At 37.4% G+C, this 22,401-nt stretch carries 15 protein-coding genes and 1 pseudogene; 7 read left to right on the forward strand and 9 right to left on the reverse strand.

The genetic code is table 11. The features are described 5' to 3' along the window. Positions 1–15: 15 nt before the first annotated feature. On the reverse strand, positions 16–474 hold the full coding sequence (locus AC3E9U_RS12575; protein WP_488747266.1) for a GNAT family N-acetyltransferase: 459 nt from the start codon (positions 472–474) through the stop codon (positions 16–18). Positions 475–590: 116 nt separating this feature from the next. On the opposite strand from AC3E9U_RS12575, the gene AC3E9U_RS12580 reads away from it, so the two are divergent. Together AC3E9U_RS12580 and AC3E9U_RS12585 are read left to right on the forward strand one after the other, a co-directional pair. Continuing rightward, entirely contained in the window at positions 591–1,748 is a 1,158-nt protein-coding gene (locus AC3E9U_RS12580) for an MFS transporter (RefSeq protein ID WP_488747267.1), read from the forward strand. Positions 1,749–1,820: 72 nt separating this feature from the next. After that, a complete protein-coding gene (locus AC3E9U_RS12585; RefSeq protein WP_488747268.1) occupies positions 1,821–2,753 on the forward strand; it encodes a peptidylprolyl isomerase in 933 nt (310 codons plus the stop codon). Between the two features lie 288 nt (positions 2,754–3,041). On the opposite strand, the gene AC3E9U_RS12590 is transcribed toward AC3E9U_RS12585, so the two are convergent. The 3 genes and pseudogenes from AC3E9U_RS12590 to AC3E9U_RS12600 all read right to left on the reverse strand — a co-directional run. Then, positions 3,042–3,596, reverse strand: coding sequence for an REP-associated tyrosine transposase (locus AC3E9U_RS12590; RefSeq protein ID WP_488747269.1), 555 nt, complete (start codon positions 3,594–3,596; stop codon positions 3,042–3,044). Positions 3,597–3,791: 195 nt separating this feature from the next. Beyond that, the gene (locus tag AC3E9U_RS12595) at positions 3,792–4,373 is read right to left on the reverse strand and encodes a hypothetical protein (protein ID WP_488747270.1); all 582 of its coding nucleotides are present in this window, start codon (positions 4,371–4,373) and stop codon (positions 3,792–3,794) included. Between the two features lie 4 nt (positions 4,374–4,377). Continuing rightward, positions 4,378–5,430: pseudogene (locus AC3E9U_RS12600) on the reverse strand (hypothetical protein); the annotation flags it as partial. 181 nt (positions 5,431–5,611) lie between these two features. On the opposite strand from AC3E9U_RS12600, the gene AC3E9U_RS12605 reads away from it, so the two are divergent. After that, entirely contained in the window at positions 5,612–6,652 is a 1,041-nt protein-coding gene (locus AC3E9U_RS12605; protein WP_488747271.1) for a site-specific integrase, read from the forward strand. Here the strand turns inward: AC3E9U_RS12605 and AC3E9U_RS12610 are convergent. Genes AC3E9U_RS12610 through AC3E9U_RS12630 form a run of 5 tightly spaced genes read right to left on the reverse strand, consistent with a single transcriptional unit; the run spans position 6,649 to position 10,478 of the window. Beyond that, complete coding sequence (locus AC3E9U_RS12610; protein ID WP_488747272.1) at positions 6,649–7,770, reverse strand: type II secretion system F family protein; 1,122 nt, start codon at positions 7,768–7,770, stop codon at positions 6,649–6,651. The two genes, AC3E9U_RS12605 and AC3E9U_RS12610, sit on opposite strands and share 4 nt — an antisense overlap. Beyond that, positions 7,767–8,219: a PulJ/GspJ family protein gene (locus AC3E9U_RS12615; RefSeq protein WP_488747273.1), complete on the reverse strand. Its 453-nt coding sequence runs from the start codon at positions 8,217–8,219 to the stop codon at positions 7,767–7,769. Before AC3E9U_RS12615 ends, AC3E9U_RS12610 begins: the two co-directional genes overlap by 4 nt. Before the next feature lie 31 nt (positions 8,220–8,250). After that, on the reverse strand, positions 8,251–8,592 hold the full coding sequence (locus AC3E9U_RS12620; RefSeq protein ID WP_488747274.1) for a hypothetical protein: 342 nt from the start codon (positions 8,590–8,592) through the stop codon (positions 8,251–8,253). Then, positions 8,567–9,712: a hypothetical protein gene (locus AC3E9U_RS12625; protein WP_488747275.1), complete on the reverse strand. Its 1,146-nt coding sequence runs from the start codon at positions 9,710–9,712 to the stop codon at positions 8,567–8,569. Before AC3E9U_RS12625 ends, AC3E9U_RS12620 begins: the two co-directional genes overlap by 26 nt. Before the next feature lie 52 nt (positions 9,713–9,764). Continuing rightward, a complete protein-coding gene (locus AC3E9U_RS12630; protein ID WP_488747276.1) occupies positions 9,765–10,478 on the reverse strand; it encodes a toxin-antitoxin system YwqK family antitoxin in 714 nt (237 codons plus the stop codon). A 188-nt stretch (positions 10,479–10,666) separates the two neighbouring features. On the opposite strand from AC3E9U_RS12630, the gene AC3E9U_RS12635 reads away from it, so the two are divergent. The 4 genes from AC3E9U_RS12635 to AC3E9U_RS12650 are packed head-to-tail and all read left to right on the forward strand — an operon-like array spanning position 10,667 to position 22,399. Continuing rightward, complete coding sequence (locus tag AC3E9U_RS12635; protein ID WP_488747277.1) at positions 10,667–11,170, forward strand: OmpH/Skp family outer membrane protein; 504 nt, start codon at positions 10,667–10,669, stop codon at positions 11,168–11,170. Continuing rightward, entirely contained in the window at positions 11,154–11,762 is a 609-nt protein-coding gene (locus tag AC3E9U_RS12640) for a hypothetical protein (RefSeq protein WP_488747278.1), read from the forward strand. The genes AC3E9U_RS12635 and AC3E9U_RS12640 overlap by 17 nt, the downstream gene beginning before the upstream one ends. Next, complete coding sequence (locus tag AC3E9U_RS12645) at positions 11,759–17,416, forward strand: hypothetical protein (protein ID WP_488747279.1); 5,658 nt, start codon at positions 11,759–11,761, stop codon at positions 17,414–17,416. The genes AC3E9U_RS12640 and AC3E9U_RS12645 overlap by 4 nt, the downstream gene beginning before the upstream one ends. After that, the gene (locus AC3E9U_RS12650) at positions 17,417–22,399 is read left to right on the forward strand and encodes a choice-of-anchor J domain-containing protein (protein WP_488747280.1); all 4,983 of its coding nucleotides are present in this window, start codon (positions 17,417–17,419) and stop codon (positions 22,397–22,399) included. Positions 22,400–22,401 lie beyond the last annotated feature (2 nt).

Consider the following 22,401-nt stretch of genomic DNA (forward strand, 5'->3'; position numbering starts at 1 on the left):
AGCCTTTTGTTTTAGTTAAAGATACAATTCCATTTGAATGTCGGCGCGATCATAATCGGTTTCATCCATTGGCGCTTCCTTGAAATTGTATTTTCGATACAGATTTAGCGCCGGTATTAATTTAGTACTGGAAAGCAACATGATTTTTTCGGCATTTTTAGCTTTCGCGAAATCGATGCAGGTTTCAACCAATAAATAACTCAGTTTTTGACCCTGAAATTTTTTGTCTACCGCCAATTTTGCCATTTCGTATGCAGAATCGTTTACTTTTTGCATTGCAACTGTGCCGGCAACTTCATCACCAATCAGGCAAAAGAAAATTTCGCCGCCAGGTTTGAGAACAATTTCTTCAATGTTGTTGAAAACCTCTTTGTCGTGTTCTTCCACAAAAAAGTATTCTTCCAGCCAGGCGGTATTTAGATCGATAAAGTTTTGTTTGTATTGCGGCTGGTAGGTGATTATTTTAGGTTCCATGTTGATTTTTGCTTCTTAACAAATATACTTTTATTGAATGGATTGGAAATAATCCTTCGAAAATTTTCGTAAATATTTAGGATTTAATTAAGAAAGGTCTCCTTTAATTTTGTGGTATGAATTTATCTAAAACCGACGTTGGCTTCATGGCCATTTGCACCGGTCTGATTGTTGCCAATCTTTATTACTGTCAGCCCTTAATCGTTTTAATCGCAAAAGAATTTTCAGTTCCCGAGAATGTTGCCGGTACCGTTACCTATCTTACACAGGCAGGTTATGCTGTCGGGATGTTCTTCATGGTTCCGCTGGGTGATAAACTCGAACGGAAGAAACAGATACTTTTTACCACTTTGGCAGCGGTTTTGGCTTTATTTTTAGCGGCATCGGCTACGAATTTCGTAATGCTTCAGATAGCCAGTTTTTTAATCGGAGCTTCATCGATAGTTCCGCAATTGATTTTACCCTTATCCGCAACGATGGCTTCTCCCGAACAAAGAGGGAAGGTGATCGGAACCATTATGAGCGGATTGTTGTTGGGTATTCTTTTATCACGAACCATAAGTGGATTTATTGGCGAATGGCTGGGATGGCGCGGGATGTTTTGGATCGCGTCCGGTTTGTGTTTCCTGATCATCATTGTGATACAGAAGCAATTTCCGATCAATAAGCCTGATTTTAAAGGAACTTATGGTCAGTTGCTGAAATCATTATTCACTTTGATCAAAGAACAACCGATGCTGCGAGAGGCAACGCTTATTAATGCCTTGAGTTTTGCGCAATTCGGAGCTTTCTGGACTACGATGGTGTTGCTCCTTTCGGGTGAGCCATTTAATTTCAACAGTGCAACCATCGGATTGTTTGGGATAGTTGGTGCTTCGGGAGCTTTGGCAGCGCCGTTGGTCGGTAAATTGGGTGATAAAGGAAAACCGAGGAAAGTAATTGGGTACGGGCTGCTATTTTTACTGTTGAGCTTTGTAGTTTTTTATTTTTCTTCTGAAAGCGTTATCGGAATACTGATTGGTATTGTTTTTATCGATGTCGGATTACAATCGGTTCACGTTTCCAACCAAACCAGAGTTTATGCACTTTTACCCGAAGCAAGAAATCGTATGAACACCGTTTACATGTCGTTCAGTTTCCTTGGAACGGCTTTAGGATCAGCTTACGGATTATGGCTTTGGAAGATAGGGGGTTGGGAAACATTTACTATAGGATGTGCTTTGCTTTCAATGACTGCTTTCGTAGTGTATTTTGCCACTTATAAAAGGAAGTAGGAGCAGTGCCAAAAAGAAAAATATTTATAAAATAGCCTTATATTTGCAATTCAAAATTAAAATCAAAATAAGATGCAAGACGGAATTTACGCAAAATTCAATACTTCTAAAGGAGTAATTTTGGTGAAATTAACTTACGATAAAACGCCTGGTACAGTTGGAAACTTTGTTGGTTTGGCTGAAGGAAAATTAGAAAATGATGTAAAACCGCAAGGGAAGCCATATTATGATGGACTGAAATTCCACCGTGTGATTCCAGATTTCATGATTCAGGGAGGTTGTCCTCTTGGAAGTGGAGTTGGTGGCCCAGGTTATCAGTTTGACGACGAGTTTCATCCGGAATTAAAACACAGTGGTCCCGGAGTTTTGTCTATGGCAAATGCGGGTCCTGGTACCAACGGTTCTCAGTTTTTCATCACTCACATAGAAACCGCTTGGTTGGACGGAAAACATACTGTATTCGGAAATGTAGTGGAAGGACAGGATGTAGTTGATGCCATTGCTCAGGGTGACACAATCGATTCTTTGGAAATCGTAAGAGTTGGTGAAGAAGCTGAGAAATGGAATGCTGTTGAGGCTTTCAGAACTTTTGAAGGTTCAAGAGAAAAAAGATTGGCAGAACAAAAACAACTTGCTGAAGAAGCATTGGAAAAATTAGCTGCCGGTTTCCAGAAAACGGATAGTGGTTTACGTTACCAGATCATTCAGAAAGGAAATGGTAAACAAGCTGAAAAAGGTAAAATGGTTTCGGTTCACTACCAAGGTGCTTTGGAGAACGGACAGGTTTTCGATTCATCATACAAAAGAAAACAACCAATCGAATTCGCATTGGGAAGAGGTCAGGTAATTGAAGGATGGGATGAAGGTATTGCGTTATTGCAAGTAGGTGATAAGGCGCGTTTTGTGATTCCTTCTTACTTAGCTTACGGTTCCCGTGGTGCCGGAGGTGTAATTCCACCAGATGCTACATTGGTTTTTGATGTGGAATTGATGGATGTGAAGTAATTCAAATATTCTTAAAAAATTAAAAGGCTCTCTTTTTGGGGAGCTTTTTTTGTTGAGTGCGGCATTCCGACTTTGAGTACTATGTTGTGGCAAAAAAATCAAATGTAAATTACTGCCACAAATTGCCGGTAATCGATAGTGGGTAACGATGCTTTCTTATTAAGACTGTCATTAGCACGATAGTAGGAATCTCATTATTAGTTGACAGTCTTGTTCTGAAAAAATGAAGAATCTTTTAAAAAACAAAAACCGATAGCGCGGATTTGCAATCCGTGCTCACAGTCAACATCAAAACAAACCTAATAAAACAACCTCCAAATCATTATCTAAACCTGCATAATTTCTGGCTGAACTAAAATAATAATCTTCTTGATTAACAATAATTTTATCTTTTACAGGATTTGAATGAATATAATCGATCTTTTGCTTAATGAATGTATTGCTGTAAATTAATTCGGCATGGTAACCGCCTTGCCAGACTTTATAACTTTGATTTCTCTTTAAATGTTCACAGGATTTTTTAAAATAGTCCAGCATCCATTCTCTTCTGCTCTCAGGCTCGTCAGTGATGGTTTGGATTATTTTTTTCGAAGTAAACTTTTTAAAATCCCTAATTACATCAGACAAAACATTTCCTTCCGTTGCCTTACAAAGCAAATGTATGTGACTACTCATTATAACATAAGAATAAATTTCCAATCCTTTATTTTGTTGACAATACCTAAGCGCATCTATACTATTACTTTTCTGATTTAAACGTGTGAAAACATCTATCCAACCAACTGTTGTAATAGTTATAAAAAAAGCTTCTCCGCTTGTAGTGGCTTTGTATTTTGTTAACATGGCGATTAGTTTAAAAAAGAAAACTACAACTTTTTACGGTTGTAGTTTTTAGTTATTTACTTTGTGGGCACGGATTGCAAATCCGCGCTATCGGGGTTAGTTGTTTTGTGCGTACGGATTGCAAATCCGCGCTATCGGGTTGTAGTTTTTGGTTGTTTGCTTTGTGGGCACAGATTGCAAATCCGCGATATCGGATTACATATTAAATATGTCCCAATTTGTAATATTCCCGAAGTTAGGATTTTCCCTTTGCAAATCTTTAATTTTGGAGGCAGCCTCAACAGTTCTATATGAAGATTTATTCCATTCCTCAAGAGTATTATAAATTTTTTTCTCTGTATCAATAATAAATTTATCCATATCAAAATCAAAAGAATAAATTATATTGTCTTTTTGGAAGGAAATTTGTCCTAACTTATCGTTAAAAAGGCCTATATAATAAACTCCTAATGGAGTTCCTTTCAATCTAAAAGTATGATTTGAAAAAAAACTTTCAAGTTCTTCTAAATAATCTAAAGATGTTTCATCATCAACCGAAGAATAGAGAGCGTTTCTAAGTTCAAAAAAACTTAGATTTCCATTTTTTTCAAATCGTAGCTTTTCTGTAAAAAAGTCTTTTTTATTAAAAAACCATTCCACAATTTCCAATATATCCCATTGATAATTTATAATTATATTACTACCTATTCTTAGGAGTATTCTACCCCAAATTAGATATCTAGACGAATTATCATTGTAAGGATTTTCCATTAAATCGAAATCAAAATTTAATTCCATATTATTACAGTTTTGATTGCTTGGATAATTTATTATACTCGGTTTTAGTTATTTTCCCAATTTTTAACCATTCCCTTAAAATCTTACTTCCTCCTTTTTGCCCAACAAGTTCGATACCTGGGATTGGATAACCATGCCACCCACCAACATTGTCAGGTTGAAATTCATAAATTACTCCTTCATGAATTCCATATCTTTGTTTTCCAAGTGATTCAGATTTGTTTAATACATTAAAAGCTGTAACATCATCTAAATCCATTTCTGTTCCCCATCCACCAGGTTTATGCTTGTCTGTAGGCGAATAAAACAGATTCCCACTTTTTCCGACAGCACCTTTCCTAGATATTGCTTCTTTTAAATAATTTTGGTCAGTAAATCTTGCCTTGCCTTGATTTACTCTTTCTATAACCTGAGCTAAGTAATTATCACTTAATCTTGAAGGGTCATTGGTGAAAATTTCTAACGGATCGGGCTTATATGCTTTGGTAAGATCTTTTTGACCTTTACTGTTTATTGGAATAAATAAAAAAGTTGTTCCACTCAATCTCTCTTTTACTTCTAATGTTCCAAAATTGAATTTAATTGACCTATCTCTAATTTCGGACTTATTATTTCCAATGTTTGGACTTGTAAAATCAGAAAATAAAAGGGTAACTAAGCCAGCTGCTTTAATAAGCCTCGTCCAGCCCTTCGGTGGTATTTTTTCAGAATTTTCAGATACCATCCTTATCGCATCTTCATATGTCATACTGGATAATTCAACAGCATTTCCTGTAGTAACAAGTGTAATTATTGGTAGCTCTTTTGTCTCAGCACCTTCTAATTCAATCATATCAATCACTCTATTTGCACTGAATGAATATGGTGAATTCCAAGAGTAGTTTTCTTCAAGAGGATCAACAGCAAAGAACCTACCCACCCTAGGGTCATGCATCCTAAATGTATAATTCAAAGAATTCCCTTCACCTTTCAGCTCATCATCTTCCTCCTGTCCCTGGAAACCATACCTATAATCGTTTGCCGGGTCATACCCAAAACGCCCTGGCACCAAGCTTCCGAAAGGATAGTAGTCATTGTTTTAAAAACTCCAATAAAAATAAGGCTTAACAAATTGCCCAAAAACGCTACTTTTGTCAAAAAATGCATTTTTCGATCATTTTTCACCCTGAAATCAGTATAAAAAGAACGTAGTTGTATTTTTCAAAACTAATGAAATAATTTAAGTCTTTAGGCCTCACATGAAAAAAACTCAGGAGTTGATTCCGCTTTTCAAACAATTCATTAAAGATTCCGAAAATGGCAAGCGTTTAAAGAAAAATGGTGAACGCATTAAACCGGCTTCTATCGACACATATCGGTTCGTACTTTTGAACCTGGTGCAATTCAGCACGGAAACCAATTTCGCTCTTCGTGTTACCAGCATTCTGAAAATGAATACCCGTGAGCTGCAGTCTGAAAAAAACTATTGGAAGAAGTTCTATAAAAATTTTACCGACTTCATGTACAAAAAAGGCTGCTATGACAATTATGTAGGCGCCAACATAAAAGTGATCCGTACGTTCTTCAATTACCTGAAAGACGAGAAGGATATTTACATGGGGGACTTTCACAAACGTTTTTATGTCCGGAAAGAGGAAATCGATATTTTGGTACTTTCCCCGGAACAGCTTAAGTTCCTGATTCATGATAAGGAATTCGAAAAGCAACTCACCTCCACACAGATAAAACTGAAAGATATTTTTGTTTTTGGCTGTACGACCGGATTGCGTTTTTCCGACCTGTTTCTGCTCACCACCAAAAACTTCGAAAAAACCAATAACGAGTGGTACCTGAAAATCAAAACGCAAAAGACCAAGACTTTTACTTACATCAAACTGCCGAATTATGCTGTTGAAATCTATCAGAAGTATGAACCTAAGAACAGCAAGTCTTTTGTTTTCGGCACTAAGGATCTTTCCAACTTCAATCGTTCTTTAAAGCGAATCGGAGAGATTGCAGGTTATACCTACCCGGTTGAAATTTCAAGGGAAAAACAAGGCAAGGCAAAAAAGGTTATCGCCAAAAAAGGCAAGGAACGTTTTTGCGACAACATGAGTTCCCATATGATGCGAAGAACTGCTATCACCACACTGCTTATTTTGGGAATGCCTGAATTGTTAGTCCGTAAAATAAGCGGGCACAGTACTGGCAGTGCTTCGTTCCATCGTTATGTGCATTATGCACAGGCTTATGTTGATAAGGAAATTTCCAAAGTACATGAAAAACTCGAAACCTATTAGTGGTTGATAATCTTGCTCAAGTCGAACATCGGCGCATACATGGAAACCATAATGACTCCGACGATGATTCCGATGACGATGATAATCATGGGTTCTAAAATCACACCGATCATTTTAGTCTGATGGCTCACTTCTTCGTTGTACTGTTCGGTCAGGCGTTCAAACATCGTGTCGAGTTGATTGACCTGTTCGGCCACTTCCACCATGGAGACCATTTTGGTTTCAAACACCGGGTGCTTTTTTAAACTTTCACTAAGCGAAGCCCCTTTGGTGATATCGTCCTTGATGGTTCCGATAGCCAGTTCAATGGGATAGAAACCGATCATTTTGGCAGTAAGCGATAATGAGTTTATCAAAGTCGTTCGGGAAGTGATCAGCAGATTCATCGCCTGGCAAAACCTTGAGATGTAAATCTTACGGATCAGATTGCCGAAGTAAGGAATTTTTAAAATGGCTTTGGTCGTTAAAGCCCTGTAGCCTCTTTTCCCACGTAAGATAAAATGCAGGACTACAAATCCGATAATCAAACCGATGACAAGCGAAAAGAACAGCCCTGAATTATTGGACAGCTTAATTATAATTTGGGTACTCTTGGGCAATTCACTTCCAAACTGACGGAAAACCGAACTGAACATCGGGACCACTTTATTAAGCATGAAATACAGTACAAGAACTGTAACAAGCATCACAATTGTCGGATACGTAAGAACGGAAACCACCTGACGTTTCATCTGGATCTTTCGGTTGAAATATTTTTGAAGTTCAGTTAGCACTTCTTCCAGTTTTCGGGTTTCTTCCCCAATTTGGATACTGTAATATTCGTAAGGAGAAAACTGGTTGGTTTCCTTCATCGATTCATAAATGCTACGGCCTCCAACCACTTTCTCTTTTATCTCAAGAATGATATTTTTTTCGAGTTTGCTTTGTGACTGATTGTTTAAAATCTCAAGCGCTTTTTTAAAATCCACCCCCGATTTCAAAAGCATGCCAAGCTCCCGATAGAAAATTTCCTTTTTCTTATCGGACAGTTTTTTGGAGAACTGAAATTCGGTTTTAGCTATTTGCGGACTGGAACCGGCCTCCTTCGTTTTCTTATATGTGTTTAGATCCAAACTCATTTGTCATTCATTTTTTCTAAGAGCTGGTTAGCGTAAACCTTTTTGTAAAATACCAGATTCATTGGTTTTTCGTTTACGTCAACCTTCATTTTTATTTTTTGGAAAACCAATCGTTGCGATTTACTTTTCACCGAATCGACGCTTATTTGTTTTAATGGAATTCTAAAAGTATCGACAAATTCTTCTTTGTAACGCAGGATTTGGGTTTCTTCAAAATCATAATAAACCTTCTCACCAGAATAACCTTTAAACTCCAACGACTCTTCATTATACACCATTTTGTCTGATTCAAAAATATCCTTGTTGATGCTGTAAGTCAGACGGTTCATGTCGTTTACCAATTGGTTTTGGTTTTTGAAATCCAGCATCTGCTCGGTTATCATTGAAAAAATCACAAAGGTCAGGCCCATGACAATAGCGGCGACAGCCATACCTACAATGGCTTCCATAATTGAGAACGCGCGTAAATTAGAATTGGGACTAATCATTTAGGATGTAAAAGCTTTTGTTGTATTTCATCTGTAAACTGTCCTGATACCTGACGTCTATTTTTTTAAGTTGGGGAGTCATATTTTCTTCTTCGATCACCAGGTTTTCTTCTTGATTTTCACTGTACATTGAATCGTTTTTTAACTGCATCAGATAAAACATCTCGTTCATTTTATTCTGGGTATTGTAAAATTTAGGGGATGTCCTCGGTGCAAAAACAGTAGCAAACACCATTATAGCTACATAGAGACAAACCGATATTATGCTTAATGCGATAACCGATTCCAATATGGAACTTGCTTTGACTTTACTGTACTTTTTTAATGATCCCATATTGTGCGTTTTCATCATCAAACAACGGTATTTTAATAAAGTAAGGAGGTGGTTTTTTGGTATTGATTTCCAAGTCTGCTATTAAATTGTCGTAAAGTGCAGCAGTGGTCTGATGGAAAATACGGTTGGTATAGACCGATCCGTAAACATTGCTTTTAATGTTCAGTTTGCCTGTGCAGTAAATATCACCCAGGATTGAGCCTGATTCGGCAATTTCAATTTTGTGTTTGTCCAATTCTTCAATAGTGTTACCAAACATGACCACACATCCCTGAATCTTGCATTCCGGTTGAATTTTTATCAGACTTTCCGCTGAAACTCCATTGTAAATGCAAACTACGGAAGGATAATTAAGTACCGTATTTTTTTCTAATGTAATTTTTTCGGTTGCAAAAGCCTGAACTGTGCCGTTAAAACCTTCTTCAAAACTGATTTTTGGGGCCATTAAAATGACGTCTTCCAAAATCATGTTTTTTTGCACTCTGATGGAATCCTTGTTTCGCAGAATAATATTCCCTTTGAATGTTTTGTTGCCCAAAATGCAGGGAACAGCGATTTCTTTGGTTTTGTTCTTAAAAGAATTGAACGGGATGGAATGGTTTTCGGAAGATAATTCAGCCAAATTAGATCTAACGCCTGACAACCTGTCAAAAACCATTTTGAATCGCTTATTGATTAAGGGTAAATGAATTTCAGAAAGTGTTTTGGTTCCCTGAACCGTTAACAGATTAGGCTTGTTGTTAATGTAAGCCGGCTGAATATGTAGCGCATTTGGCAGAAAACAGTCACCCGTAATTTTCACAGTCCCGGTATATGAAATCCCCCTGCTCAAATTAGTGACATAAAGCCCTGTTTTATTCATGGTAAAATTCCCTACCATATGAGTCGAAACGATAGTGTCATTACGGAAATAGGATTTAGCAGTCAGTACCGATAAGAGTCCGTGTTGTTTTACCTCGTAATGTCCTTCAATGTCTGATAACTCTTCCTTAGGCAATTCTGAATTTTTAACTTTGTTTCCTAAGGCATAATTAACCACAGATTGGTTGTGTAGATACAGACCCTCCTGAAGATTGTAATGGACATTCAACTGCGTGTATAAATTGGAAAAATATAGCATTCCACAACAAAGTAAGGCCACCAGCAAACATATGTAGATCGCATATAATAAACTATGCGCCCGAACCATTGTTTACTTCTTTCTTGTCTTTTTTGCTAAAAAGCCTTTTGAAAAAACCATCTTTCTTAGGTTTGTTTTTTTCGGCGGCTTTTTTCTCTTTCCTTGCTTTGGCAGCTTCAGCTTTTTGTTTCTTTTTACCTTCTCTTTCTTTTCTTTTTGCCTCCTTTTTTTCTTCCCTAAGCTGTTTTCGGTCTGCTTTGGTAAGTTTTATTTTTTCCTTTTGGACAATGCCTCTTTTATATCTGATCTTTTCTTTTGTTTCGTAATTGCGCCAAACTCCTCTTTTAAGGTCATTTCTGTAAGCACCAGTTTCCACCAGCGTCCCATTCTTATCGTAACGACGGTAGGTACCGTTTTTAAGTCCTTGGTTCCAATATTGAGCACTCTCAATTCTCCCGTTTTCATGCCATGTTTTCCAAAGGCCTATTTTAAGTCCGTTTCGAAATTTGCCTTGTTCGGCAAGTTGGTTACTATGGTAGGTTTTGGTAAAATCCCCATGCAGCAATTGCCCGAAAACACCTGATTGGGCACTATGGATCTGCCCTCCTTTAAACCAATAATATGTTTTTTTTCCTTTGGGTTTTACAGTCTTTTCGGTTGTATAAAACTCATATCTGAAATCTTTATCCGAGATTCTCTTAATGCTGTAAGGATCCGAAAAAGAACAGCAAATCAAAACAACGAGTAAGTAAAATAAATTCTTCACTAGTAATAAAATTTACTGCAAATTAATTGAATATTTTCCACACAATTGTTTTTTTTTATTTTTTTAATCTTACCTACTTGATTATCAATATGTAGTAAAAATACAACAAAAAAAAGATTTTTTGTTTCCTCTTGTTTTAGCAAATAAGTTTAATTTTGGCCAATTTTAACAATTTTAACAAGTTTTTTGTGTTTTTAAGTTCAAAGAAAATAATTATTGCCAACAGTATTTTGGCTTTACTACTGTTGATTTTTACAGCCTATCGTGAGTTTTTTGGCGGTCAAAATATTGCTTATGTGGATAATGAGAAGTTGTTCAACGAGTTTAACATGACGAAAGAAATGAAAAGGATTGGCGAACAGGAATTCAATGCAAGAAAAAAAGAATTGGATTCGCTGTATGCATTTATTCAAGCTGAAAATTTGCCCCAAGCAGAAAAAAAGGTTTTGACCAATGAGTTTATTCAGAAAAAAGAAGATTTTGAAAGGTTTAACCAAGCTTTTGCCCAGCAGGAAACCGCCAAAATCTGGAAACGTATCAACAGCTACGTATCTGAATACGGTGCTGAGCAAAACTACAAAATTATTATAGGTTCCGATACAAAAAGAGACGTGCTATTTGCGAAAGAATCTGTAAACATTACCCCCGAATTAATAACCTACATCAACAAAAAATATGAAGGGCTTAAATAAAGCTTTTTTAGTTCTTTTAACGGTTTCTCTAACCCTTTTATCCTGTTCTAAGGAGAAAAAGGGTCTACGTGATGACTCTGAAATCCGTGATCGTTACTACAATCTTGAAAAAATAGGCTGGAAATCCAGGGTTTACAACCAAAAGGTGGATGATATTAATTTCACAGCTACGGAGGTCCCAATCCAATACTACTTGCTTAAGGATAAGGGGACTAATGATCTGTTTCTTGTTGATTCACTTTATGAAGCAAATAAAACGGAACGAATCGTCGAATTTACTTTTACACAAGACGAAGAGAAAGATTTACTCTCAAGTGATTTTACCGGAATGCCCTTGGAAGATGCTGTAAAATACATGTCCTTCGCACTGGATAAAGACTTCAGTGTAGTGACCTCAAAAAAAGACACGATCCCCTGTAGTGCCGTTAATTATGAGAGAACTTTCAAAGTCACGCCTCACCAAAAGATACTTCTGTTTTTTTCGGGGATTGACCCAAATGACAAAATTCAATTAATATACAAAGACCGCCTTTTTAGAAAAGGGACTTTAAAGTTTCAGTTTAAAGACACTTATACCGAAATAGCCTTATGATAAAACAAATCCGAACCAGTAAGTTTACTCGATTTATCGCTTTTTACTTAGCAATAATGTTGTTTGTGGAAATGACACAGCCAATGCGTGCCTATGCCTTGACCGGAGGTCCTTCACAGCCGGAATTTGAAGCTTTCACACCGATTTCGACCTCAGATATGGTTGATTTGGCCAGCGGCGATTTCAATTATAATATACCGATTATGGATGTTGGTGGCTATCCTTTGAATTTGGCCTACAATTCAACGGTAACAATGGACCAGGAAGCTTCTTGGGTTGGATTGGGATGGGACCTGAATGTAGGCCAGATCAACCGACAGATGCGTGGTTTACCTGATGATTTCAAGGGTGATGAAATGGTTTATGAAAACAATATGAAACCTAATGTTACAATTGGATCTAATGTTAACGTCTTCGTTTCCGGGTTTGGAATTGGTGAAAATTTTCAGCTAGCTCCCAGTGTCGGCATCGGTATTAAGTACAACAATTATGATGGTTTTGGATTTTCAGTTAGTCCTCCAGGTATGAGTTACCAAATAAGTGACAATCTTTCTGTGGGTGTTAGTATGGAATCATCTGCTTCAGAAGGTGTTTCTGTTTCACCAAGTGTTTCTTTTAATGCTAAGCATACGGATAAAATGAATAACCAATATGCTTTGGGAGCAAGTTATGGAGTGAGTTACAATAGTAGAAAAGGTGTTGAAAGTTCAACTATGTCAGGTTCGATCAAACGTAATTCATTAACCCTAGGTCATTCTGGAAGTCTATCTCATGGGCATGCAGATTATACACCTACTAAACGTGTAGGAATGGTCTCAAATAATTTTATGTTCAACTTAAACCTGGAAGGTGAATTTTGGGGTGTTGAAGGAGGGGGTAAATTTTCAGGATACAGAACCAGCCAGGGAATCAAGGAGTCTGAAAAATACAAAATTGAGAAGGGTTATGGTTATGAAAACACATACTATGCAGGGGAATCTGATATTTTAGATTTTAACAGAGAAAAGGACAGAACATTCAATAAGAATACCACGTCTTTACCCATTACTAGTAATACTTACGACATATATAATGTACAGGGACAGGGTATTTCTGGTACATACAGGCCTTTTCGTTCGCAGGTCAATTATGTGTATGACAACCGTGTAAAAGATGACACTTATGGAGGTTCTTTCGGATTGGAGTTTGGAGCCGGCGGTGGAGCTCACTGGGGGTTTGATGCATCGGTTACTCTTGGAAACAGTAAAACCAATGTTTGGGAAGGAGGAAATCCAGCCATTAACAGGTTTAAAGAAAGTAAACAGAATGCTCCAGATTATGAAAAAACATTTTTTAAGAATATAGGAGGAACACATGTAGATGAAGAATTGAACCTACTAACCGATAAGCTGGGAGGCTATGACGCTGTGAAGTTTGAATTAGAAGGGGGAGATTTCTCAAGGACAACACAAACTAATTATACCCGCAGCACTGGCAACGCTATAAATGGCACTAACGTAATCAAAAGAACTAAGCGATTAAAAAGAAACCAAACCATCCAAAAACTTACGAGAAAAGAGGCCCAAAAATACGGTTTCAAAACACAGTTCAGTCCTTACTCAATTGCTGGTAAACATGACCATCATACTTCAGAGATAAGGATTACCAAAGATGGTGGAGAGCGATATATTTATGGACGCGCAGCCTATAATGGTATTAAAAAAGAAGTGACTTTTGACGTGAGTGATAAGGACAACCCTTTATCAGGGGTTGATTGTCAAAAAGGCTTAGTTCATTATAGCGCCGGAAGGGATAACTCTTCGAAGAACAGTAAAGATGGTGATCAGTATTTTAATAGAGTAACAACTCCAGCATATGCCCACAGTTACCTTTTAACTTCTGTTTTGTCAAATAATTATCAGGATTTGACCGACGATGGACCAACTGATGATGACTTGGGTACTTACACCAAATTTGTATATGAGAATACGACTAAAGATAAGCCGTATAAATGGAGAGTGCCTTTCACCAAAGATATGGCCAATTTTGATGAAGGTCTAAGATCCAGTAAAAAAGACAATAAAGGGAATTACCTTTATGGTGAGAAGGAACTATTATATATTAAGAAGATTGAGACCAAAACCCATATTGCCATTTTCCATATTTCAGAAAGAAAAGATGGTTATGGTGTTGCAGGTGAAAACGGAAGTTTAGGGATTGATTCCAAAATGTATAAACTCAATAAAATCTCACTGTACTCCAAACCTGAATACCTGGCTAACCCGGAGACAGCTACGCCTATAAAAGAAGCACATTTCGTATATGATTACAGTTTGTGCCAGGGAATTGAAAATAACTCCAAAGCCACAGCATCCGGACCTGAAGAGCTAAATAATCAAGGCGGTAAACTAACGCTTAAGAAAATTTATTTTACCTATAAAAAATCCAATATGGGTAAATATACACCGTATGTCTTTAACTACAGTAATTTCAATCCTGACTACGACATGAAGGCTTATGATATGTGGGGGAATTACAAACCAACAGATACGGGCGTTGGTTGTGGAACTAATGATGCCTTATCCAATGCGGAATATCCTTATGTAGATCAAAGAGACAGAACAAATCTACTTCATGGAGCAGATTTGTACGCTTCAGCATGGCTCCTACAAAGCATAGAAATGCCATCGGGTGGTAAGCTGGAATTAAATTATGAATCTGATGACTATGCACATGTCCAGAATAGAGATGTGATGGAAATGTTCAAAGTTGTTGGTACAGGTAATCAAAAATTGACCCCAAGTACATCGGAAAGTTCCTTAAGAAACAACATATTATCAAACAGCGGACAGAATTACTTATACATTGAATTAGATAACAACACTACCACAGATTTCTACAATCGCTATATCAAACCTATTGTAAATGACCCAATCTATTTCAGGTTTTTACTTAATATGGCGGATCCGACCCCTCTCCCAGGAATGGGTGGAACTGATAAATATGATTATGTAACAGGTTATCTGAATATTGATGCGAACAATACTAATGGTTATGGATTTAAACAGCTCAATGGAAAAACCTATGCCTCTATTCCAATTAATTTAGTGGATCAGGGAGATGGGGTTGGTCCTATAGATGCAAATCCGATTTCAAAAGCGGGATGGTATTTTGGAAGACAAAACCTAAACAGAATTGTGCACAGTATGCACAATGAAGAAGATACCAATAATCTGAAAGGGGTTGTGACCGAACTTATCGGATGGGTACCTGTTCTATTTGATATTTTCAAAAGTCCTAATGGAAAGTTGAGGCAGAAAGGTATTGCCAGCAGGTTTATAGCAGGTAAGTCATGGATTCGTTTAATGCATCCTGAAAAGGAAAAAATTGGTGGTGGAAGCAGGGTTACGAGTATTAAGATTCATGACCAATGGAATGTAATGACAAACCATTTAAATGAAGAAGTGTATAAGCAGTTTTATGGTCAGGTATATTCATATGACACCAAAGAAGGAAAAACTTCTGGAGTAGCTACATATGAGCCGTTGGGAGGAAAGGAAAATCCTTTTGTTGAACCTTTTTATGACAGAACCAGAAGAGATTTACTTCTTGGGCCAGAAAGCCAAAATTATGTCGAGAAGCCACTTGGTGAGTCCTTTTTCCCTTCACCAAAGGTTACTTATAGTCGTGTCTCTGTAAAAAATCTGCCACGAGAAAAAGGAACAGGTGAAAACGCATATGTTGTTAAAAAACATGCGACCGGTCAAGTTGTGACGGAATTTTACACCTCTTTAGATTATCCAACGATTACAGACTATACTATTCTTTCAGCTAAATACGATAAATCGGATATTTTAGCGAGTCTTTTGAAAATAAACGTTAGGGATCATTTAACAATGAGTCAGGGATTTTCTGTTCACACCAATGATATGGACGGAAAAATGAAGAGCCAGAGGGTTTATGCTGAAGGGCAAAAAGAATTCATTTCCGGAGTTGATTACAACTATAAAGAAGTTACCGCAGATATGACGGCTGGTCTTTCTTCTAACCAAATCAAGAATAAGGGAAAACTAAACAACAAGATTAAAACGATCAATTCTAAAGGAGAAATCATTGAAAATTTGGTTGGTGTTGATTATGATGTGATTAACGACTTTAGGGAATCAGAATCAATAACACAAACTCCATCTGTTCATTTTAACACGGCAGGACTACCTCTGTTTTTAGTATTCGTTATCGTACCGATTCCTCTACCAAGCTATGCTCGACATGAGAGCCAGATACGAACCGCCGTTACCACAAAAGTAATTCACACTTCAGGAATACTTTCAGAGACAGTCGCTTATGATGCTGGTTCAAAAGTATCTACCAAAAATCTTGCCTGGGACGCTGAAACGGGCAATGTTTTGCTAACTGAAACTATTAATGAGTATGATGACAGGTACTATAATTTCAATTTTCCTGCATATTGGAATTATCAGGGTATGAGACAGGCCGCTAAAAACCTGGATTTGGAATACGAAATCAAACTTTACGGTACAAGTCAGAATGAATATGCGTTCAATAACAGTTTTATTGAGTCGGAATACTTAACGGATGGTGATGAAGTGTGGATTGGCGGCGAAGCAAATCGTGTAAAAACGGGAATTAGAGCTTGGATAGTAAAGGTTAGCTCAAATAAATTTAAGCTGATTGATAGAGATGGATTACTTGTTGATAATTCCACGATTGAAAAAGGTACTATGAAGATTATTCGTTCTGGACATAGAAATATGCAATCCGCAACTATGGCTTCAGTTACCTCTATGATAAACCCATTTGTCAATAATGGCAATTGGATATCTCAAATTGGTCCGGACCTATACGAATCGTCTGATTATAGTCAGTATAAAATAGTTAACGCCTCAGCGGTTGAATACAGTGATTTATGGCCAGCCCAATGTGAGTGCAATTTACCTAAAATGGTGTATGTTGGAACTGGAGAAAACCGTGTGCTGCAGTTTGAATACGAAAACACATCCAACGGTAATGATGATCCAGATATTATTAAAGCCCGATCATATAACCCATTTGTTTATAATATTTTGGGCAACTGGCAAGCCAATAAATCGTATGCCTATTTGACGGGAAGAAATTATGCGCAGGATCCAACACCTAGAAACACCGGGTTCTTTAATGATTTTTCGCCATTTTATGTTTACAACTTCTTAGGCTCATCTAAATGGCAAATGTCTCTTAATAACAGGCAGTCATGGACATATGCTTCTGAAGTTACAAAATATAATCCTTATGGACAAGAGATAGAAAATAAAGACGCTTTAGATCGATATTCGTCTGCTTTATATGGATATAATAACCGTTTCCCTATTGCAGTGGCTTCAAATACTCAATATAAAGAATTAGCTTTTGACGGTTTTGAAGATTACGATCTTTCTTATTGTACATTTAAAACTCATTTCAACTTTTTGGAAACATTATCGAACAATTCCGTTTCGATTACAAACAAACAATCTCATACAGGTAAACGAAGCATAAGATTAGAGCCTAGGAAAAAAGCTGTTATTACGAAGAAAATTGTTACATGTGATCCTCCTCTACCTCCTCCAACCCAAACAGGAAAGACCGGTAGTAAGTCAATCGCGAAACAAGAAAAAGCAGTAAAAAAACAATTGTAAATGAAAAGGATCTTTAAAAAAACAGTTTTATTAGTGTTCCTCACACTATTGTCTTTAAATGGTTTTGCTCAGCATTTCAGCCAAACTTTTGATGCTTCAAATCAAGTACCTACAGATTGGATTGTTACCGATAACGGGGTTGGTTCTGGTAAAGTATGGGGCATCAATACCACTGGAGGAACTTCCGTACGTTCACTGCCTAATTCAATTACAATGGGAAATGGTGAAAATGCTAATGGTGCAACTTTTGAAGATTGGCTAATATCACCTGCGATTAACATTATGACACTTTCAAAGCCGGAATTTCATTTTTGGGCAAGAAATAATGTTAGCAACAACCAAAACAGTAAAATGCAACTTCGTATTTCTACAACTGGGCAGGCAAAAACAGATTTCACGACAGTTCTTGCAGAATGGGATGAATATTATACAGGAGCTATTAACCCGCTTTCGACAACAGGTTATAATATATGGGGAGAAAAAACCTTAGATTTGACCCCTTATAAATCATATTCCCAGATTTATGTTGCTTTTGTTGTCATTAATACAGGTGTGGGAGATGCATGGTTGCTTGATGATATCTCTATAATTGATTCTCCAATAAATTTAACTGCAACTGCCATTACCGGTACATCAGCAACTATTGCATGGGATAATGTAGCAGGCAATCCTACTTCTTATTACATAGAATTACGAAAAGCCAGTGAAAACTTTACAGGGACTTTTACCCATTCGGTGAGTACAAGCCCTTTAAATCAAAAAGCCATTTTACCCATAGATTTTAATACTGAATATAAGTATGTGGTTAGGGCTGCATATGGTGCTGGTACCTTAAAAAGTGCCTGGTCTTCTCCATTTACCTTTTTAACAAATCGTTTTTCTGAAAATTTCGAGGGACTCAGTTCTTCTTTCCCAGCACTATGGCAGGTAATTGATCGTAACGGAACTGGGACTGCACAGAAATGGACTATTAGTACAACTGCAAATGCGCATAATTCAAGCCGTTGTGCATTTTTATCCCCCGAAGCTGCAAATGGGTCTACTATTGAGGATTGGTTGGTTACTTCTTCAATAAGTTTGACTGGTTTTACTAATCCGGAATTGCATTTTTGGGCGAAATCAAAAATAAGCGGTAACAACGGAAGTAAAATTGACCTGCGTTTTTCAACAACAAGCCAAACGGACTATACCAGTTTTACAACAGTTTCTGAATGGAGCGAGTATTTTTCGGGCGCTACCAACCCTATTGCCTCTGCCAATGATACCTATGCAGAGAAAGTAGTTAACTTATCAACTTTGGCAGGAGTCTCATCCGCTTACCTTGCTTTTGTAATGACCAATACAGGAAACGGAGACACTTGGGCACTTGATGACATTGCTTTAGTCGACAAACCAAACCAATTAGCGACTTCAAATATCTCACATAATTCAGCCACATTAACATGGTCTGCCAACAATCAAGGTGCGCAGTTTGAAATCGAATTGCTTCCGAACAGCCAGACTCCTACGGGTAATCCCACAGCAACCGTTTCGTCAAATAACTATCAATCGTCTGGCTTATCGGCTGCAACAGATTATAAATATTATGTAAGATCAGTATATACGACAGGCAAAAGCACCTGGAGTGGTCCTTATTCTTTTCAAACGAAAGTTACACCATTAACATGTATATACGAAGGTTTTGAAAACGGAATACCATCTTCTTGGCATGTCATGGAGAGTGGCGTAAGTACTACTAAGCGTTGGGAAGCGACATCTTCTTCTTATCTTCCTACACATAGCGGTTCACAGCATGCTTTCATTGACAGGGAAAATATAGGTGTAGGTAACACCTCTGAAGATTGGTTGGTAACCCCTCAGGTTACGGTACCGTCCAATGGCGAAGTAAGATTTTGGACGAAAATGACTCTTAGTGGTAACTATGGCACGCTTTATCAATTGAGAGTTTCGACGACTTCCCAGACCGATCAGGCGAGTTTTACCACTATACAGCAATGGACCGAGCAGGAGCTGGAAACAGCTATGGCGACAGGAGGTTCCACAGCCTACAGTGTTTATGGAGATGTTGTAAAAAGTTTGAGTGGCTATGTCGGACAAAATATTTACATTGCTTTTGTTAGAGTGCATACGCAAACAGTATCGTCAGCCCAGCAAGGTCCAGGAGACCGATGGTTGCTTGATGATGTGAAGGTAGTTAAACACTGTGACGATGTACCAACCTCTCTAATTGCAACATCAATTACAACAACTTCGGCTCAATTAAGCTGGACAAGTACAGGTTCGGCAAGCGCATGGGATATAGAGTTGGCTACTAATCCAACTATTACAACTGGAATTCCGACGTTTTCAGGAGTAACCAATCCATATACAGTAACCGGCTTAACTCCCAGTACTGAATATAGTTTCTTTGTACGTTCAGTATGTAATTCCTGTAATGCCGACTATCCAAACGAATGGCAGGGGCCTTTTATATTTAACACAAAGAATCCAACTGTTTGTTACCCTGTGACTAATGCCACGGTTAGCAATTATACGGGAACATCAGCTACTGTATCTTGGACTCCAGGCTACAATGAAACAACGTGGGAAATTGCCGTTCAGTATTTTGACGGTTATTCTTTACAGCCGGGAGCCACAACTCAAGTAATCCAAACCAATCAGCAAACATATACGCTGACCAATCTTCAAAATGGTGTTCCTTATACTGTTTTCATAAGATCAGTTTGTGGTTCCATTGGTAATAGTGGCTGGGTAAAAGTTACCGTAGGAAACCCGACATATTGCACCGTTAATAATGCAAACACAACCATTGTTAAGCAGCTTTTTATGAATCTTGTAAATCATTTAAAAAGCCAGACAACCGTGACTCCGGAATATACCTGCCCTGAATTAAGTGCTTTATCACCCTATATAACAGACGCTAATCCAAAAATTTACAATTACAGTAATATTGAAGGTCATATAAAATTCTCCTTTGGTCCGTCACATGATGTAACAATAGGCGAAGATGTAGAGATTGTGCCTTTTAGAGATAATTTTGGATCAATGACAGATATAGATGTATCAACCTTTTTTTCTACAAATTACTATATTCATGATCAATTAGCAACCTATACTAACGGCACAGGGAAATTCTTTGTAAAGCATGTCAATTTCTGCCCGGATACTATTGCTTCCTGCACAGTTAACAATCCTAAATCAGTAGCTGTCAGAGGTTTGTTAGCTAATCTGGTTAAGTATTTGATAAAGAAGAAAACAAATCCTTTGCATCCCATTTCCGATGCCTCTCTTAACGGAACTAATTCTTCGGCATTAATTGCTTTAGCTCCATATATTACTGACACCGATCCCCGTATTTATAATTTCACTTCAACATATAATTCCAGCCAGGAATTAACTGGGATAAAATTTTCGTTTTCTCCTGGTCATCAAGCTGATATTATAATAGAAGGTTTGAATTCTTATGCTGTGCGAAATTTTTCGGCATCAAATTTTGCTTTCGCCCTCAGCGCATATGAAAATACCGAACAACAGATAGTTGTCAACAACTATCAAAAAGGGCAATTTTCTGTGGATCAAATTAAAATCAAACACATAAATTTTTGTCCGGAAGTAGTATGTATGACTCATGTTGCTATTGTACTTGATGAGTCGGGATCATTAGATAAAAATGAAAAGATAAAAATTAAGAGGCAATTAAAAAACTTTATCGCACAACAATTGATAGTTAATAATGAAACGCAAGGCAACATGCATATCTCTTTAATCGGAATGTCTGATAGGGATACCAATGTAAGGCCTAATTATCCAAATGCTCCATTTTCAATCTATGGTAATATTTTGAACCTCAAAATTACAAATGCAACAATTGGACAATTTAATGCATGGATCGACAGCTACGGAAATCGATATGGACAACTTGGAATCAGTGAAGCATCCGACTATTGGAAAAGTGGCCTTGATGTAGCTTTAAATACACTTATAAAACCAAATTTGGTAATTATGATTACCGATGGGGCCCAAACTGCAAATTTGACAGGCTTAAAAACGACTATGGACGGATTTAACAATTATGGTCATAGCAATCCTCCATATGAATTGGGTACTGATAAACCTCATTTATTCGTGGTGGGAATTGATGACGGTTTTTATGTTTATAATGAAGAGACTACAAATAGTCAGTTGCAAAGAAGAGATGATCCGAACTATGTTGCTGGCCTGACCAGTTCGTCTACAACAGGACGAGTAACATCAGCTTTAAAGCTATCTTTAAAATACCTGATGGATCTTCAAAATGACGTATTCCCAACCGCCAGTTCGGTTATTCCGGATTTCGGATCAGAAGATTTCATAGGACTGTCAAATTTTGATATAATGGGCAACGATTTAACCTTCTTGTCGGATAATATTGCTAGAGCTGATTTAGGTTGCGGAGATGTTACACCAAAGGATCCTTGTGATGACTGTTATTCTTTCCAACCTAAACCTGATGAAGAATTTATGTTGAGCGCCTGGGTGAAAGAAGACTCGAACATTCAGTTGCAAACCTATATGAACGCAAAAATTAAACTAGTTTTCTATAACACAGATGATATTGAAGAAGGAAACCAGGGACAAATCATTTCCACCCTCACATTATCACCGTCTGGAGACATTATCGATGGCTGGCAACGAATTGCATCTAAATTCAAAATTCCTGCAGCAACCATTTCTATGGGGTTTGTATTGGAAAACGAGAACGAAGGTTCCCCGGTTTATTTTGATGATATTAGAGTTCATCCGCTTAAGGGAAGCATGAAATCATTTGTGTACGATTCTGAGACCTTTAAACTAATGTCGGAACTGGATGAGAACAATTATTCAACTTTTTATGAATATGATAATGAAGGTGGCTTGGTTCGTGTAAAAAAAGAAACTGCAAAGGGAATCAAGACTATTCAGGAAACCCGTTCAGGAAATGTTATTACCCCTATTACTGATTAAAT

Source organism: Flavobacterium sp. 21.1 (assembly GCF_057801535.1).

Excerpts from the sequence above, each read along its gene's own strand:
- AC3E9U_RS12645 (WP_488747279.1), top strand. The coding sequence starts at position 11,759 with ATGATAAAACAAATCCGAACCAGTAAGTTTACTCGATTTATCGCTTTT.
- AC3E9U_RS12590 (WP_488747269.1), bottom strand. The coding sequence starts at position 3,596 with ATGTTAACAAAATACAAAGCCACTACAAGCGGAGAAGCTTTTTTTATA.
- AC3E9U_RS12610 (WP_488747272.1), bottom strand. The coding sequence starts at position 7,770 with ATGAGTTTGGATCTAAACACATATAAGAAAACGAAGGAGGCCGGTTCC.
- AC3E9U_RS12575 (WP_488747266.1), bottom strand. The coding sequence starts at position 474 with ATGGAACCTAAAATAATCACCTACCAGCCGCAATACAAACAAAACTTT.
- AC3E9U_RS12620 (WP_488747274.1), bottom strand. The coding sequence starts at position 8,592 with ATGGGATCATTAAAAAAGTACAGTAAAGTCAAAGCAAGTTCCATATTG.
- AC3E9U_RS12640 (WP_488747278.1), top strand. The coding sequence starts at position 11,154 with ATGAAGGGCTTAAATAAAGCTTTTTTAGTTCTTTTAACGGTTTCTCTA.
- AC3E9U_RS12595 (WP_488747270.1), bottom strand. The coding sequence starts at position 4,373 with ATGGAATTAAATTTTGATTTCGATTTAATGGAAAATCCTTACAATGAT.
- AC3E9U_RS12650 (WP_488747280.1), top strand. The coding sequence starts at position 17,417 with ATGAAAAGGATCTTTAAAAAAACAGTTTTATTAGTGTTCCTCACACTA.
- AC3E9U_RS12580 (WP_488747267.1), top strand. The coding sequence starts at position 591 with ATGAATTTATCTAAAACCGACGTTGGCTTCATGGCCATTTGCACCGGT.
- AC3E9U_RS12615 (WP_488747273.1), bottom strand. The coding sequence starts at position 8,219 with ATGGAAGCCATTGTAGGTATGGCTGTCGCCGCTATTGTCATGGGCCTG.
- AC3E9U_RS12605 (WP_488747271.1), top strand. The coding sequence starts at position 5,612 with ATGAAAAAAACTCAGGAGTTGATTCCGCTTTTCAAACAATTCATTAAA.
- AC3E9U_RS12625 (WP_488747275.1), bottom strand. The coding sequence starts at position 9,712 with ATGCTATATTTTTCCAATTTATACACGCAGTTGAATGTCCATTACAAT.
- AC3E9U_RS12585 (WP_488747268.1), top strand. The coding sequence starts at position 1,821 with ATGCAAGACGGAATTTACGCAAAATTCAATACTTCTAAAGGAGTAATT.